At 46.9% G+C, this 14,621-nt stretch carries 12 protein-coding genes; 8 read left to right on the top strand and 4 right to left on the bottom strand.

Annotated features, from left to right (window positions below):
- The first annotated feature begins 21 nt into the window (after positions 1-21).
- A complete protein-coding gene (gene dnaB / locus ACPYIV_RS06510) occupies positions 22-1,545 on the top strand; it encodes a replicative DNA helicase (protein WP_293734070.1) in 1,524 nt (507 codons plus the stop codon).
- A gap of 61 nt (positions 1,546-1,606) precedes the next feature.
- Here dnaB and ACPYIV_RS06505 read toward each other — a convergent pair whose 3' ends face one another.
- Together ACPYIV_RS06505 and ACPYIV_RS06500 are read right to left on the bottom strand one after the other, a co-directional pair.
- The gene (locus ACPYIV_RS06505) at positions 1,607-1,741 is read right to left on the bottom strand and encodes a hypothetical protein (protein ID WP_293734071.1); all 135 of its coding nucleotides are present in this window, start codon (positions 1,739-1,741) and stop codon (positions 1,607-1,609) included.
- A gap of 135 nt (positions 1,742-1,876) precedes the next feature.
- Complete coding sequence (locus tag ACPYIV_RS06500; RefSeq protein ID WP_425886176.1) at positions 1,877-3,085, bottom strand: hexokinase; 1,209 nt, start codon at positions 3,083-3,085, stop codon at positions 1,877-1,879.
- Positions 3,086-3,268: 183 nt separating this feature from the next.
- On the opposite strand from ACPYIV_RS06500, the gene ACPYIV_RS06495 reads away from it, so the two are divergent.
- From ACPYIV_RS06495 to ACPYIV_RS06480, 4 genes are all read left to right on the top strand, one after another.
- Entirely contained in the window at positions 3,269-3,871 is a 603-nt protein-coding gene (locus ACPYIV_RS06495) for a hypothetical protein (protein WP_425886175.1), read from the top strand.
- A 104-nt stretch (positions 3,872-3,975) separates the two neighbouring features.
- Positions 3,976-5,853, top strand: coding sequence for a glycoside hydrolase family 127 protein (locus ACPYIV_RS06490; protein ID WP_425886174.1), 1,878 nt, complete (start codon positions 3,976-3,978; stop codon positions 5,851-5,853).
- Between the two features lie 208 nt (positions 5,854-6,061).
- The gene (locus ACPYIV_RS06485; protein ID WP_299362807.1) at positions 6,062-8,380 is read left to right on the top strand and encodes an ATP-dependent helicase; all 2,319 of its coding nucleotides are present in this window, start codon (positions 6,062-6,064) and stop codon (positions 8,378-8,380) included.
- 73 nt (positions 8,381-8,453) lie between these two features.
- Positions 8,454-8,696, top strand: a complete 243-nt coding sequence (locus ACPYIV_RS06480; protein ID WP_293734076.1) for a DUF6722 family protein — start codon at positions 8,454-8,456, stop codon at positions 8,694-8,696.
- A gap of 213 nt (positions 8,697-8,909) precedes the next feature.
- Here the strand turns inward: ACPYIV_RS06480 and ACPYIV_RS06475 are convergent, their stop codons facing one another.
- Entirely contained in the window at positions 8,910-10,229 is a 1,320-nt protein-coding gene (locus ACPYIV_RS06475; protein WP_299362810.1) for a M56 family metallopeptidase, read from the bottom strand.
- Between the two features lie 16 nt (positions 10,230-10,245).
- Positions 10,246-10,605: a BlaI/MecI/CopY family transcriptional regulator gene (locus tag ACPYIV_RS06470; protein WP_293734078.1), complete on the bottom strand. Its 360-nt coding sequence runs from the start codon at positions 10,603-10,605 to the stop codon at positions 10,246-10,248.
- Between the two features lie 460 nt (positions 10,606-11,065).
- Between ACPYIV_RS06470 and nspC the strand changes: the two genes are divergently transcribed.
- From nspC to rimO, 3 genes are all read left to right on the top strand, one after another.
- Positions 11,066-12,205 (top strand): carboxynorspermidine decarboxylase, encoded by a 1,140-nt coding sequence (gene nspC / locus ACPYIV_RS06465; RefSeq protein ID WP_425886173.1) that lies wholly within the window; start codon positions 11,066-11,068, stop codon positions 12,203-12,205.
- Between the two features lie 70 nt (positions 12,206-12,275).
- Entirely contained in the window at positions 12,276-13,229 is a 954-nt protein-coding gene (gene ftsY / locus ACPYIV_RS06460; RefSeq protein WP_293733349.1) for a signal recognition particle-docking protein FtsY, read from the top strand.
- 21 nt (positions 13,230-13,250) lie between these two features.
- Positions 13,251-14,546: a 30S ribosomal protein S12 methylthiotransferase RimO gene (rimO, locus tag ACPYIV_RS06455; RefSeq protein WP_425886172.1), complete on the top strand. Its 1,296-nt coding sequence runs from the start codon at positions 13,251-13,253 to the stop codon at positions 14,544-14,546.
- Positions 14,547-14,621 lie beyond the last annotated feature (75 nt).

Here is a 14,621-nt window from a genome sequence, read left to right as displayed (position 1 = left end):
TGCCCGATAATAATTAGAATGATGGCAGAAAGAGGAAAAAATACAGGAGGCAAAGGAAAGCAGAAACCGGTTGTAGTGCCTGATATGGGGCGTTTGCAACCGCAAGCCCGTGAGTTGGAAGAGGCGGTGTTAGGCGCTCTGATGCTTGAAAAGGATGCTTATTCCATAGTCAGTGAAATTTTGAAACCGGAATGTTTCTATGAGAAGGCGCATGAGAAGATCTATGCCGCAATCGTAGATTTGGCAATCAGCCAGCGTCCGGTGGATATGCTTACTGTCACCGAGCAGTTGAAAAAGCGTGGCGAGCTGGAAGAGGTCGGCGGACCGTTCTATATATCCCAACTGACCAGTAAAGTGGCCAGTAGCGCCCATATCGAATATCATGCCCGTATCATCGCCCAGAAATACCTGGCACGGGAGTTGATCTCTTTTACAGCCATGATACAGGGTAAGGCGTTTGACGAGACGATCGATGTGGAGGACCTGATGCAGGAAGCCGAAGGAAAACTTTTCGAAATTTCCCAGCGTAATGTGAAAAAGGATGTCACCCAGATCAATCCCGTCATCAAGGAAGCGATGGTATTGCTTGAGAAGGCAGCCAATCAGAAAGAAGGTCTGAGCGGTCTGCGTACCGGTTTCGAAGGGCTGGACAAGATGACTTCAGGATGGCAGAATTCAGACCTTATCATTATTGCCGCCCGTCCTGCAATGGGTAAGACGGCGTTTGTCCTCTCAATGGCCAAGAATATGGCTGTGAACCATAATACGCCGGTAGCCCTGTTCTCGCTTGAAATGAGCAACGTCCAGCTTGTGAACCGTCTGATCGTGAATGTATGCGAGATCCCGGGCGAGAAGATCAAGAGCGGACGTCTGGAGAACTACGAATGGGAGCAGTTGGACTTCAAGATAAAAGAGTTGTACGACGCGCCGATCTATGTCGACGATACGCCGAGCCTTTCGGTTTTCGAGCTGCGTACGAAGGCCCGTCGCCTGGTTCGCGAACATGGAGTCAAGATCATCATAATCGACTACCTTCAGCTGATGAATGCAAGTGGAATGAGTTTCGGTAGCCGTGAGCAGGAAGTAAGTACCATTTCACGGTCGTTGAAGGGGTTGGCGAAGGAGCTGAACATTCCGATCATTGCCCTGTCCCAGTTGAACCGTGGTGTCGAGGCACGCCAAGGGGCGGAAGGAAAACGTCCGCAGTTGGCCGACTTGCGTGAATCCGGCGCTATCGAGCAGGATGCCGATATGGTTTGTTTCATTCACCGTCCCGAATACTATAAGATAACGGAAGATGAGCGCGGTAATTCCCTGATCGGTCTGGCTGAGATTATTATAGCCAAGCATCGTAATGGTGCGGTCGGAGATGTACGTCTTCGTTTCAAGAGCGAATTTGCTAAGTTCATGAATGTAGACGAAGATATTCCGGTTCGCGAGTTCGCTTCCAACATGAATGCCGCGAATCCGATGGAGGCTATGCCGCCAATACCGCCTAAGGGAGTGGATTTCCTGACTCCGGGGAATAATGAGGTGCCGTTCTGATATTTCTTTCGCATCCGGCGGGAAGCTGGCCCGTTGTAGCAACGATGGGACTTGCGGGCGGCTATTTGCCGTCGGATGAATCTTTTCCGCTAATATCCAATATGTCCTTGACTATATACCAAATGACGAAGAAAACCAAAACACTTCCTATCAGGATTCCTCCGACTTTGATGACTGTACCGATGTATTCTTCCATGTTTTCCAGGTATAATTTTCGTAAATATAGGAATAATATAATTACGACCTGTTTTTTAAGCTAAAAGAATTGTCGGAACGCTTGCCCGGAATCGCTTTGTTTGCCGTGTCAAGCGCGGGGACAGTTTTTCAATGATCAGGCAAGCGCTGCGATGCCAGTCCCTATCAGGTTGGCGTTCTTCATATTGTTGATGTGAACCTCTATATCCCCCAATGCCGATTCATCGAGCAGTTCCCGCAATTTCTCCATGACAAGAGTGCTATAGTTCTTATCTTTCCGGTTCTCGCTCCAGAAGAGGCTACCTTCGGCAACCAGGCAAATCTTCCGTAGGTCTTTATCGTACGATTTCAATAATCGGATAAGTCCTGCGAGTGATGCGGCAATTAGCTGTGCCGACCGGTTATAGATCCAGTGGGCGACTTGTACGTAAACGTCTTTATGGATGTCCGGATAGTTCATGATCGCCGTCAGTTTCTGCGCATCGAATTTATCTTCGAACTCATCCAAAGGAAAAGTAGCTTTCAGAATATCTCCCAGATACATGCCTGAGACTGCTTTTTCAAATCGCTGTATTCCTAAACTGCCGGAAATGGCATCTACCGTATCGTCGACAGCTGTTAAGAAGGGGGGATGGAAATTGCCGGATTCCAGGTTGACCGGGATTAGCCCTTTCATGTTGTCCGCCGGATTCAGTTTCGTTATTTTGTCTGCCGGAATGAACGTCGCCATGTTTGTTCCCGTCCCTACGATCAGCCCGATATAAGCATCGTAGCTGTTATCGGTTAATCCCGCAAATAAACTGGCTATGGTATCGTTCAACACCTTGATACCCGTAAATCTGATTTTGCTGTGTTCGTTCAGATAGTCGAGCAGCGGTTTCCCGACCAACTGCCCGATCATTTCTTTGATATCGACACCTTTTGTCCAGCGTAGCAATCTGGCGTCTCCACCCGGTATCGATTCCGCAGGATAAGAAAAGCAATAGCCGATCGGCATCTCTTCATCCCGTTTTATCCCGACAATCATATCGGCCAGTTCCTTGAACAGTTCCTCACGGGTGTAGCCCGGCAACTTCATGACCGACATATCCTTTTTCCAACCGTTATTAGGATGGATGGCAGGTGTGCCATTGCTGAAATCGACGGTCGCCACCCGGTAATTGGTTCCCCCCAGATCGAGGACCAATGCTTTCCCCTGGATACTGCCGGTATCAGGCGTAATAAAGGTTGGAATGCATTGTATTTCCGCATTATCCCTGTTTAACCCCTCTTCAATCTTTTCCCGGAACGAGCGGGCTATCTCTTTGAGCTGGTCGTTATCCAACCAGAAAATGTTCTTCTCCATACGATTGCTATATTGACTTTAGAGTAATAACAACCCGGAATGAAGATTTGCTCATATAAAGCCGGAAATACTAAAAGTAAGCTGTTACTCCTGATATCAATTATTAAGATACGTCAAGATTTTTAATGAACTATCCAATAGGGGGATCTCCGCTTCTTATTGTCTTTATAAAAAAACAATGATATGTGGCGATACGGATTGGCTTTTCTATTACCTCTTTTGTATACGGCTGTTCTTTCTGCTCAGAATGCTTTGCAGGAAGATTCGGTATGGGTATCCGAGGTGCTGGCAGGTAAAGATACCATACGGCTTAATCCGGAATATCTGAAAGCGATAGAAAACGGGACCTTGATAAACTTAGGACAGCCTTTGGAACTCGAATTTTCCCGACTGCCGATCCTGAAAGATTTTTCGGAATATATAAAAGCGGATACTCTTCGGCAATTGTTGCAAATCGACTCACTTTCTCCAGCTGTGTTCTGGCTCTATCAGGCAGATACAGTGCATAGGAATATACGGGGAAACTATCATAAGCCTATCAATTCATTAGTCATAAGCAATCAGATACGATTTGGGAAAACGCCTTTTTACGGTAGGACCGGAACACAAAACCTTTTTCTGCCGGAGGTGAAGGACGGACAACGAAGGGGATCGGCTGGCGTGACCATAACACTTCATTTCTCGATGGAAGATATGCTGCGCTCCGTCTTTTGGAAAAGTGAACGGGATAAAAAGCGTAACCGGAAACGTGACTTTACGTGGAAACATTATAACTCGTACCCCTGAGGCAGACTGACTATCATAAATGACAGGTATTCTGTCAATTTTATAACACTATATCATGTTTATCTCTCTATTTTTGCCCATATAATTCTTAAATTCTCAATATTATGATGATTCCGTTTAAGGTGAAGACCTTCTCTTTCCTGTTAGCTTGTGCCTGTTCGACGGCAGGGATGGCGCAAGTAGTCGATAACTCTCCTGTAAAACAGGTAAAAATATCCGGTTATGTAGGAACCCGGATCGCTGATTGCATCGAACATCGTGTGAAAGCGCAAGATGTGGATCATCTGGTCGAACCGTTCCGCCACCAGAATGAAAAGTCGCGCTGGCAAAGCGAGTTCTGGGGAAAATGGATACAGGGGGCAATCGCTTCTTACCGTTATAACCGGGACCCGGAGCTGTACCGGATCATAAAGGATGCGGCCGAATCGCTTATGGCGACGCAACAGCCGGACGGGTATATCGGGAATTATGCGCCGGAATACCAGTTGCAGCAGTGGGATGTCTGGGGACGCAAATATACTTCGTTGGGATTGATCGCCTGGTATGACCTGTCGGGTGACAAAAAAGCGCTGGAGGCGGCTTGCAAGGTTGTCGACCATCTGATGACGCAGGTCGGGCCCGGAAAGGCGGATATCGTCTCAACCGGCAATTATATCGGTATGCCGAGCTCGTCCGTCCTCGAACCTGTCATGTATCTGTATAACCGGACGAAAGAGGCGCGCTACCTCGATTTCGCCAACTACATTGTCGGACAATGGGAGACACCCGGTGGTCCGCAACTGATCAGCAAAGCGATTGCCGAAGTGCCCGTAGCCAACCGTTTCCCGCATCCGAAAACCTGGTTTTCGAGGGAGAACGGGCAGAAAGCGTATGAAATGATGTCCTGTTACGAAGGGTTGCTGGAACTGTATAAGGTGACGGGCAATCCGCTCTATCTCTCTGTCGTGGAAAAGACGGTGGGGCATATCGTACGCGAAGAGATAAACGTTGCCGGATCGGGCAGTGCGTTCGAATGCTGGTATGGCGGGAAGGAACGGCAGACACAGCCTACTTACCATACGATGGAAACTTGCGTAACCTTTACCTGGATGCAGCTTTGTAACCGTTTGTTGCAGATGACGGGCAACTCGCTGTATGCCGATTATATGGAGACGGCTATCTATAATGCTTTGATGGCTTCTTTGAAAGCGGATGCTTCGCAGATTGCCAAATACAGCCCGCTGGAAGGTTGGCGCCATGAAGGGGAGGAGCAGTGCGGTATGCACATCAACTGTTGCAATGCGAACGGCCCGCGTGCTTTTGCCATGATCCCCCAATTTGCCTATCAGGTCCAGGACGACTGTGTCCGGGTGAATTTCTATGCCCCTTCGGAGGCGGAATTGCTATTGCCGGGCAAGAAACCGGTGCGGTTGATACAAACGACCGATTATCCGGGGACGGATCAGATCGAGATAGAGGTCGATCCGGCTAAAGAGACGGTTTTCACCATTGCCTTGCGTATTCCGGCATGGAGCAAGATTGCTACGGTTTCCGTGAATGGAAGGCCGGAGGACGGTGTCCTGCAAGGGGCTTACCTGCCGGTGAGCCGGAAGTGGAAGAAGGGCGACCGGATCACTGTCAAGCTCGATTTGCGTGCCCGTCTGGTGGAAAGGAACCAGGCACAGGCTATTGTGCGCGGTCCTCTCGTTTTGGCTCGCGACAGCCGTTTTGGGGATGGCTTTGTCGATGAAGCGTCTGTTGTCGTAAGCAAAGACGGCTATGTGGAGTTGACGCCCGTCGAGGCCCCGGCTTTTGCATGGCTGGCTTTTACCGCTCCGATGGTGTTGGGAACGGACCTGGAAAGCAACCGGGCCCCGAAGCAGATCCATTTCTGCGATTTTGCTTCTGCCGGGAATACTTGGGATAAGACGCAGCGTTACCGGGTGTGGTTGCCGAAGACCTTGAATGTGATGCATTCGCCTTATAAACCGTATAACCAGTAAATGCGACTCCGGCTTTTTATTGCCGGAAAAGCCCTCAAGAAATCTTGAAATGCTGTTTCAACGGTGGAAAGTGCCTTCAAGATTTCTTGAAACGGGTTTGCAGCGTTCAAACGGGGTTTCAAGATTTCTTGAGAGGGGGATGATTCTGTAAGGTAATTGGATATAAATGAAAGATTCGTACCTTTGTATTCTTAAAAATACAAGATACGTGGAAAAATATCTGAAACAATTGAATGAAAGCCAGCGCGAAGCGGTTGTCTATACCGATGGACCTTCGCTTGTGGTTGCCGGAGCCGGATCGGGAAAGACGCGCGTGCTGACCTACAAGATAGCCTATCTTTTACAGCAGGGATTGCCTCCCCAGAGCATCCTTGCGCTTACTTTCACCAATAAGGCGGCACGCGAGATGAAAGAACGTATCGCCTCCCTGACGGACGGACAGACGGCACGGCGGCTATGGATGGGGACGTTCCATTCCATTTTCTCCCGCATTCTGCGCTATGAAGCGGAGCGCATCGGCTATCCCTCCAATTTCACCATCTACGATGCAGCCGACTCCAAAAGCCTGCTCCGCTCCATTATGAAGGAGATGCAGCTCGACGACAAGTTGTACCGCCCGGGAATGGTACAGAGCCGTATCTCGAATGCAAAGAACGCGCTCATTACCTATAAGGCCTATGAGCAGAACAAGGAACTGGTGCAACATGACATCGATTCGAAAATTCCTTTGTTGCGTGAGATTTATAAGCGTTACCAAAGCCGTTGCCTGCAAGCGGGAGCGATGGATTTCGACGACCTGCTGCTACAAACGAATATCCTGTTCCGCGATCATCCGGATGTATTGGAGAAGTACAGGAACTTTTTCCAGTTTGTGCTGGTGGACGAGTATCAGGACACGAACTTCGCCCAGCACATGATCGTACACCGCTTGTGCGAAGTGAATCGCCGTATCTGTGTGGTGGGGGATGACGCGCAGAGCATCTATTCTTTCCGGGGAGCCAATATCGATAATATCCTGCAATTCAAGAACCAATATCCGGGCTGCCGCATCTTTAAACTGGAACGGAACTATCGTTCGACACAGAATATCGTAAACGCCGCAAACAGCCTGATCCATAAGAATAAGAAACAGATTCAGAAGACAGTTTACTCGGAAAAGGAAGAGGGAAGCAAAGTACCTGTTTTCTCTTCCTATTCCGATTATGAAGAGGCATATATTGTTGCCGATAAAATCGAAGAGATGCGGAAGCGGAAATACGACTTTGCCGATTTTGCCATCTTGTACCGGACGAATGCCCAGTCTCGTATCCTGGAAGAAGCCTTGCGCAAACGAGGCATTCCTTATAAGATATACGGAGGTTTGTCTTTCTACCAGCGTAAAGAAATAAAAGATGTCATCTCATACCTTCGCCTGATTATTAACCCCCATGACGAGGAGGCTTTCAAGCGGGTGATAAACTATCCGGCTCGCGGGATAGGGGAGACTACGCTTCTTAAACTGGTTGCCGCCGCAACTAAACATAGTGTCAGCCTGTGGACCGTGTTGAACGATACGATCGGTTATGCCCTGCCGATCAATAATGGAACGGCAAAAAGGCTAAACGATTTCCGGGAACTTATCTCCGGCTTTATCGAACTGAACGGGAAGCTTTCTGCCGAAGAAATCGCCTCTGCAGTAGTAAAGGAAAGCGGCATTGTCGGTACTTTGTTCCAAGACCGCTCTGTGGAAGGGATAAGCAAACAAGAGAACCTGCAGGAGTTGTTGAAAGGTATTGCGGAGTTTTGCGAGATACGTCGCGAGGAAGGGACCGGGCATGTCTCGCTTGCCGACTTCCTTTCCGAGGTATCTCTGCTGACCGATCAGGACAATGATAAGGAAGAACAGGCAAATAAAGTGACGATGATGACGGTGCATGCCGCTAAAGGACTGGAGTTCCGGAATGTTTTTGTAGTCGGGATGGAAGAGGATCTGTTTCCCTCCGCCATGTCGAAAGACAATCCGAGGGCGGTCGAGGAAGAACGCCGCCTCTTTTATGTCGCCATTACCCGTGCGGAAGAAAACTGCGTGCTGACTTATGCCAAGAGCCGTTATCGCAATGGCCAAAGCGCGATGTGCTCTCCCAGCCGTTTCTTGAAGGATATCGATACAAAGTATATTTATACACCGAAAGATGCCATTGCCGACGGTCTACTTACCGTCACTCGCCGTTCATCGGCTTTCTCTTCTTCCTTCCGGCAACCGAAAGCTGTAGAAGAAGAAACATATGTTTCTCCGGTTGCTAAAGCGATGCAGCAACAGACGTATCTGACTAAGATGGAAACAGGTGCTTCATCGCCTTCTTCGAATCCGATTTCAGATCTGTCGGGCTTGCATGTCGGAGCCAAAGTCCGCCACGACCGCTTTGGCGAAGGTGAAGTGACTGCCATTGAAGGAGAAGGCGGCAATGCAAAAGCAACCGTTTCGTTTACCCATTTCGGTCAGAAACAGCTGCTTTTGAAGTTCGCACGCTTGACAGTCATTGAATAAAAACAGGAGAATAGATTGATATTCCCAAATGAATATCCTATCTTTGAGGCATTAACATATAAAAGTCTTGATTATGGGAAAATATGCAGAACTACAGGAGGCTCAAAAGGCTTCAAAAGAATTGAAGAAGCTTAGAAAAGAAACCATGGCAAAGTATTTCTATGATTTGTCAAAGTTGGTTTTTGCGGCAATGGTGTTAGGTGGAATAATCTCCTTTTTGCAAGGAACTGAAGGTAAATGGATGGCTACTATCATGATGGGATGTGTTTTATCTGTCGCATTAGCTGGTATTGGTAATAATATTTTAAAAGGATGAATTATGATGACATTTGGAATATTAGCTGTTTTGGCAGTCGGTTTTTATATTTTCCTGCACACTCCCGCAGGCAAACGTTGGCTTGATAATTTGTAAAAAATATCTCCCTTTCTGAGAGGAGCGTGGGGCATGTGATCTTCGTTATCGCCTGGCAGCATTTTGAAGATTGCGTGCCTTTTTTGTGTCCTGCTCAAAAAGGGAAATGCTATTAGGCTATTGCAACCGGTAAGTTATAGGAACGGTGTATTGTACACGGACAATTTTTCCGTCTGCCATCTTTCCCGGAGTCCATTTAGGCATTGAATTGACAACTCGTAAAGCCTCCTTGTCCAAGGAGGGAAATATGGAATTTACAACCTTGGCATCTGTAATACTTCCGTCTTTTTCAATAACAAATGTGATAGACACTTTCCCCTGTTTTTTCTGCTGCTGAGCATCTACCGGATATTTGATGTTTTTGGCAAGAAATTGCAATAAAGCACTCTGTCCACCCGGAAATTCCGGCATAATATCACACAAATTATGAACCTTGTCCTTATCCGGTGGAAGCGGATCGGCTATTTCCATTTTGGAAACAGTCGTTGCAATAACAGAAGCCGGTTGTTGGATTACCTCTGTTACTTTTTCATTCAATACACGTGCCATTGCATCAATGTTATTGAGCAATAGCAAGCCTGCGGCCATTGGAACCAATGCCAGGTATTTTACTTTTCTGGCGCTGTTCGTTCTTTTTTTGTTTAACATAGTAATTCTCTTTTTAAGTGGTAAGACACTGAAGTTATTATATAAATTTGCAATAGCCGCATTGGGATGTTTCACGCCGATCAGATGGTACTGGTATTCCTTTTTGTCGAATCCGGAAAGCATAACCTGCTCATCTGCAATAAATTCATGATTTATGCTGATCTCTTTCTTTAACCACCAGGTAAACGGGTTTATCCAGCAGGCAATGCAGACGATTTCACTAATTATCATATCGAGCGAATGCCATTGGCGGACGTGTGTTTGTTCATGGATCAGGATGTCATCGAGGCTTTCCTGTTGATTCGGATCGGATGAAATAAAAATCCAACCGAAGAAAGAGTAAGAGGTTTCCGCTTCCGGCAGGAGACGAACCTCTGTGTTGTTTAAAGTGACTTTCCTGCATCTTCTGTGTAGACGGAAAACGGTGAACAGTTCCGCCAGGCATCTGAATAACAATATACCGGCTCCAGTCAGCCAGATTATTTTTATAACCCTGAGTCCGGTTTCTTTCCAATCGGAGGCGGCTATTTCACTTCCCGCCGTCAGGACTGTTTCCTTAGGCAGCAATCCCGAATAGTAGCCGACTATACCCGCTACGCTTGTCTGGGTGGACAACCAACCGCTTAAGTCCGGTAAAGGATAGAGGAACGCAATCAGGTAAATAGACAATAATACCCCCCTGCGTAACCGGAAAAACGTATCGTCACGAAATAGCAGGCGGTAACAAGTATATAAGAATGCCAACGCCAGATTTACCTTTAGGAAATAGATAAGTATCGGAGTTATCATATTGATATTTTTTTAATTATTCTTCTTTTTCGATCTGGTCCATCAGGTCCTGTAAATCGCTTTTGGATAATTTGTGGTCACGAACGAAGAAGGAAACCATCTCTTTATAAGAACCGGTGAAATAGTTTTGTACGACATTCGACATGAAAGTCCGTTTGTATTCCGCTTCCTTTACACGGGGTGAAAAGAGTGTGATCGGCCCGAATTTCTTAGGGGTGACGTATTCCTTTTTTTCGAGATTCCGTACGACCGATGCCACGCTGGTATAGGGTGGTTTCGGTTCGGGCATTTCGTTCAGTATATCACGGATGAAACATGGTCCCAGTTTCCAGATATATAACATAACATCTTCCTCTTGTGCTGTCAATCTTACCATTGCTTTATTGTTTTTGAATTTCAGTTTACTATCTTTTCGCAAAGCTACTTTATTTTAGTAGACAAGGGCTTTCTTTTGTGGTAATTATTGTTAATGAAGGAAGAAGAGCCTTTTTGAAAGCGGTTTGTCTTCTTGCTTCCGGTAAGGTGAGGGATAATAAAAGAAAGTGCCTGTTTTTAATGTTAAAACAGACAATAAGCCCTCTAAAAACAGCTGTTTTGCAATATGCTAATAATCAGTGTTATAGTATGTATTAGATTATTAAAAAATATTACCATATAGTGTAAATCAAAAAAAACGGGGTAGAAAATTGAAATAAACGCTATGGTATTTCGATTTGGACTAACGGGTATTTTAAAAAATATTACAATAAGGTGGAAGGATACAATAAGTTCCTTACTTGTTTTCCGTTTTTTATTATGTATCTTTGCCCGATTAAATCAAAGAAAATACTTACCGGATGATAGATTTCAATGTGATACCGTCCCCGTGTTATGTGATGGAAGAAGAGTTGCTCCGCCATAATTTAGCACTGATTAAAAGTGTGAAGGAGCGGGCAGGTGTTAATATAATCTTGGCTTTTAAGGCATTTGCGATGTGGAAAGCATTTCCGATCGTGCGTGAATATATCCCGTATTCGACAGCAAGCTCAAAGTTCGAGGCCCGGCTGGCTTTTGAAGAGATGGGTAGCCGGGCGCACACCTATTCGCCGGCCTATACGGGAGCGGATTTCCCGGAGATTTTAAGATATAGCAGCCATGTGACGTTCAACTCGCTCACGCAGTTCGAACGTTTCTATCCGATGGTGCAGGCGGATGGAAACCGGGTATCGTGTGGTTTGCGCATCAATCCGGAATATTCGGATGTCGAAACGGATTTATATAATCCTTGTGCGCCGGGTTCCCGGATGGGAGTGGTCAGCGAACTATTGGGCGATAAGTTGCCGGATGGTGTCGACGGTTTGCATTTTCATACGCTTTGCGAATCGGATTCGTATGACTTGGAAAAGACGCTTGGGGAAGTGGAAAAACGTTTCGGTCGTTTCCTGCCGCATATCAAATGGTTGAATATGGGAGGCGGACATCTGATGACACGAAAAGGCTATGACACGGAGCATCTGATCGGTCTGTTGCAGTCGTTCAAGGCCAAGTATCCGAACCTTGAGATCATTATGGAGCCGGGAAGTGCATTTGCCTGGCAAACCGGGTTCCTGCTGACGACGGTGGTGGACATCGTGGAGAATCATGGCATCAAGACTGCGATTATAGACGCCTCTTTCACTTGCCACATGCCGGATTGTCTGGAGATGCCCTATAAGCCCGTGATCCGCGGAGCAGTAGAGCCGGCGGAAGGGAAACCGGCCTATCGCATCGGGGGAAACAGTTGCCTGAGCGGTGACTATATGGGCGACTGGTCTTTTGAGCAGCCGTTGAAAGTGGGAGACAAGTTGATATTCGAAGATATGATCCATTATACGATTGTCAAAACGACTATGTTCAACGGAATCCCGCACCCCTCCCTGGCCTTATGGAGCAAGGAGGATAAACTCGTGATGTATCGCCAATTCGGTTACGAAGACTACAAGGGTAGAATGGACTGATGGAAATTGAAAATTATTTAGTAATTTAGCGCACTCATTCAGAAAAGAAATAAATTAAGCAGTATAAGATATGGGTATTTTTAGCTTTTTCAGTAAGGAAAAAAAGGAAACTCTGGACAAAGGGTTATCTAAGACAAAAGAAAATGTATTTTCTAAGATTACCAGAGCCATTGCCGGTAAGAGCAAGGTGGATGACGAAGTGCTGGACAACCTGGAAGAGGTACTGATCACATCCGATGTCGGAGTAGATACTACGCTGAAGATCATTTCCCGTATCGAAGATCGCGTGGCTAAAGACAAGTACGTGACAACCGGTGAGTTGACGGCGATCCTGCGTGAAGAGATTGCCTCTCTGCTTACGGAGAACCATACGGAAGATTTGGAGTCGTTCACGGTTCCGGAAAACAAGAAGCCGTATGTCATCATGGTCGTAGGCGTGAACGGGGTAGGCAAGACGACTACTATCGGCAAATTGGCTTATCAGTTCAAGAAGGCCGGTAAAAATGTATATCTGGGAGCTGCCGATACGTTCCGTGCCGCAGCCGTAGAACAGTTGGTGATTTGGAGCGAACGGGTGGGAGTGCCTATCGTGAAGCAGAAGATGGGTTCGGACCCTGCTTCGGTGGCTTTCGACACTTTGAGTTCGGCGAAAGCAAACGGGGCGGATGTGGTTATCATCGATACCGCCGGCCGTCTGCATAACAAGATCAATCTGATGAACGAGCTGACCAAGATCAAGAATGTTATGAAGAAGGTGATTCCCGATGCCCCGCACGAAGTCTTGTTGGTATTGGACGGCTCTACCGGGCAGAATGCATTTGAACAAGCCAAGCAGTTTACGGCCGCAACCGAAGTGAATGCTTTGGCGGTTACCAAATTGGACGGTACGGCCAAAGGAGGTGTCGTGATCGGCATTTCAGACCATTTCCGTATTCCTGTCAAGTATATCGGCTTGGGGGAAGGAATGGAAGACCTGCAGGTGTTCAACAGAAAAGAATTTGTAAACTCCCTTTTCGGAGAATAAAGAGGGTTGTTTGAACCATATATGAGAAAAAATAAAGTAGATATCATAACGCTGGGATGTTCGAAGAACCTGGTGGATTCGGAACAACTTATGCGCCAGTTTGTGGCGAACGGATATACCGTCGAACATGATCCTCACAAGATTAACGGTGAAATCGTCGTTGTAAACACGTGTGGTTTTATCGGTGACGCACAAGAAGAATCGATTAATATGATCCTTGATTTAGGGGAAGCCAAGAAGAAAGGGAAGATCGGTAAACTCTTTGTCATGGGGTGCCTTTCCGAACGGTTCCTGAAAGATCTGGAAAATGAGTTGCCGGAAGTCGACCGTTTCTACGGAAAGTTTAATTGGAAGGAGTTGCTGAACGATTTAGGCAAATCTTACCACCGGGAACTGGCTGCCGACCGTATCTTGACAACTCCCCGGCACTACGCCTACCTGAAGATCGCCGAAGGGTGTGACCGTACCTGTTCGTACTGCGCCATTCCGATCAGCACGGGGCATTACCAGTCCATACCGATGGAAGAGATCGAGAAAGAAGTCCGCCTGCTGGTGAAACAGGGCGTGAAGGAATTTCAGGTGATCGCCCAGGATTTGACTTATTACGGTTTGGATTTGTATAAACGTCATGCGTTGCCGGAGTTGGTGGAACGCATCTCCGACATTCCGGGAGTGGAATGGATTCGCTTGCATTATGGCTATCCGTCCCATTTTCCTTATGACCTGCTCAGGGTGATGCGTGAACGCGATAATGTCTGCAAATATATGGATATCGCCCTTCAGCATATCAGTGACCCGATGTTGAAGAAAATGCGCCGGAACATCACGAAAGAAGAAACGTATGCCCTGATACGCCGGATGCGGGAAGAAGTCCCCGGCATCCATCTGCGTACGACCCTGATGGTCGGCCATCCGGGAGAAACCGAACAAGACTTTGAAGAATTGGTCGAATTCGTAAAGAAAGCCCGTTTCGAACGTATGGGTGCTTTCGCCTATAGCCATGAAGAAGGAACCTATTCGTTTAAGCATTATACCGATGATATCGATCCGGACGTCAAACAAGACCGTCTGGACTACCTGATGCGTATACAGGAAGGCATTTCGGCTGAAGTGAACGGCTCCAAGATCGGAAAGGAATTCAAGGTGATGGTCGATCGGGAGGAAGACGACTTCTATGTAGGCCGTACGGAATTCGATTCGCCGGAGGTCGATCCGGAGATTCTTGTTTCTAAAGAGAAGCCGTTGATCCCCGGAACGTTTTATAACGTACGGATTGACGATGCGCAGGCTTTCGACCTGTATGGAAGCGTACTTTAATTTGATATAAAAACTGCAAAGATGTTTGTCGGTTTACGAAAAAATAACTAATATAGCTGCATAATCTATTAATGG

Origin of the sequence: Parabacteroides vesiculifaciens (assembly GCF_049860805.1) — a bacterium.
GTDB lineage: Bacteria > Bacteroidota > Bacteroidia > Bacteroidales > Tannerellaceae > Parabacteroides.
Note: the sequence above shows the minus strand (reverse complement) of the source record. Positions and strands in the feature narration are given on the sequence as shown.

What these genes read in the sequence shown, in the direction of transcription:
- dnaB (WP_293734070.1), top strand. Translation starts at nt 22, where the DNA reads ATGGCAGAAAGAGGAAAAAATACAGGAGGCAAAGGAAAGCAGAAACCG.
- ACPYIV_RS06505 (WP_293734071.1), bottom strand. Translation starts at nt 1,741, where the DNA reads ATGGAAGAATACATCGGTACAGTCATCAAAGTCGGAGGAATCCTGATA.
- ACPYIV_RS06500 (WP_425886176.1), bottom strand. Translation starts at nt 3,085, where the DNA reads ATGGAGAAGAACATTTTCTGGTTGGATAACGACCAGCTCAAAGAGATA.
- ACPYIV_RS06495 (WP_425886175.1), top strand. Translation starts at nt 3,269, where the DNA reads ATGTGGCGATACGGATTGGCTTTTCTATTACCTCTTTTGTATACGGCT.
- ACPYIV_RS06490 (WP_425886174.1), top strand. Translation starts at nt 3,976, where the DNA reads ATGATGATTCCGTTTAAGGTGAAGACCTTCTCTTTCCTGTTAGCTTGT.
- ACPYIV_RS06480 (WP_293734076.1), top strand. Translation starts at nt 8,454, where the DNA reads ATGGGAAAATATGCAGAACTACAGGAGGCTCAAAAGGCTTCAAAAGAA.
- ACPYIV_RS06475 (WP_299362810.1), bottom strand. Translation starts at nt 10,229, where the DNA reads ATGATAACTCCGATACTTATCTATTTCCTAAAGGTAAATCTGGCGTTG.
- ACPYIV_RS06470 (WP_293734078.1), bottom strand. Translation starts at nt 10,605, where the DNA reads ATGGTAAGATTGACAGCACAAGAGGAAGATGTTATGTTATATATCTGG.
- nspC (WP_425886173.1), top strand. Translation starts at nt 11,066, where the DNA reads ATGATAGATTTCAATGTGATACCGTCCCCGTGTTATGTGATGGAAGAA.
- ftsY (WP_293733349.1), top strand. Translation starts at nt 12,276, where the DNA reads ATGGGTATTTTTAGCTTTTTCAGTAAGGAAAAAAAGGAAACTCTGGAC.
- rimO (WP_425886172.1), top strand. Translation starts at nt 13,251, where the DNA reads ATGAGAAAAAATAAAGTAGATATCATAACGCTGGGATGTTCGAAGAAC.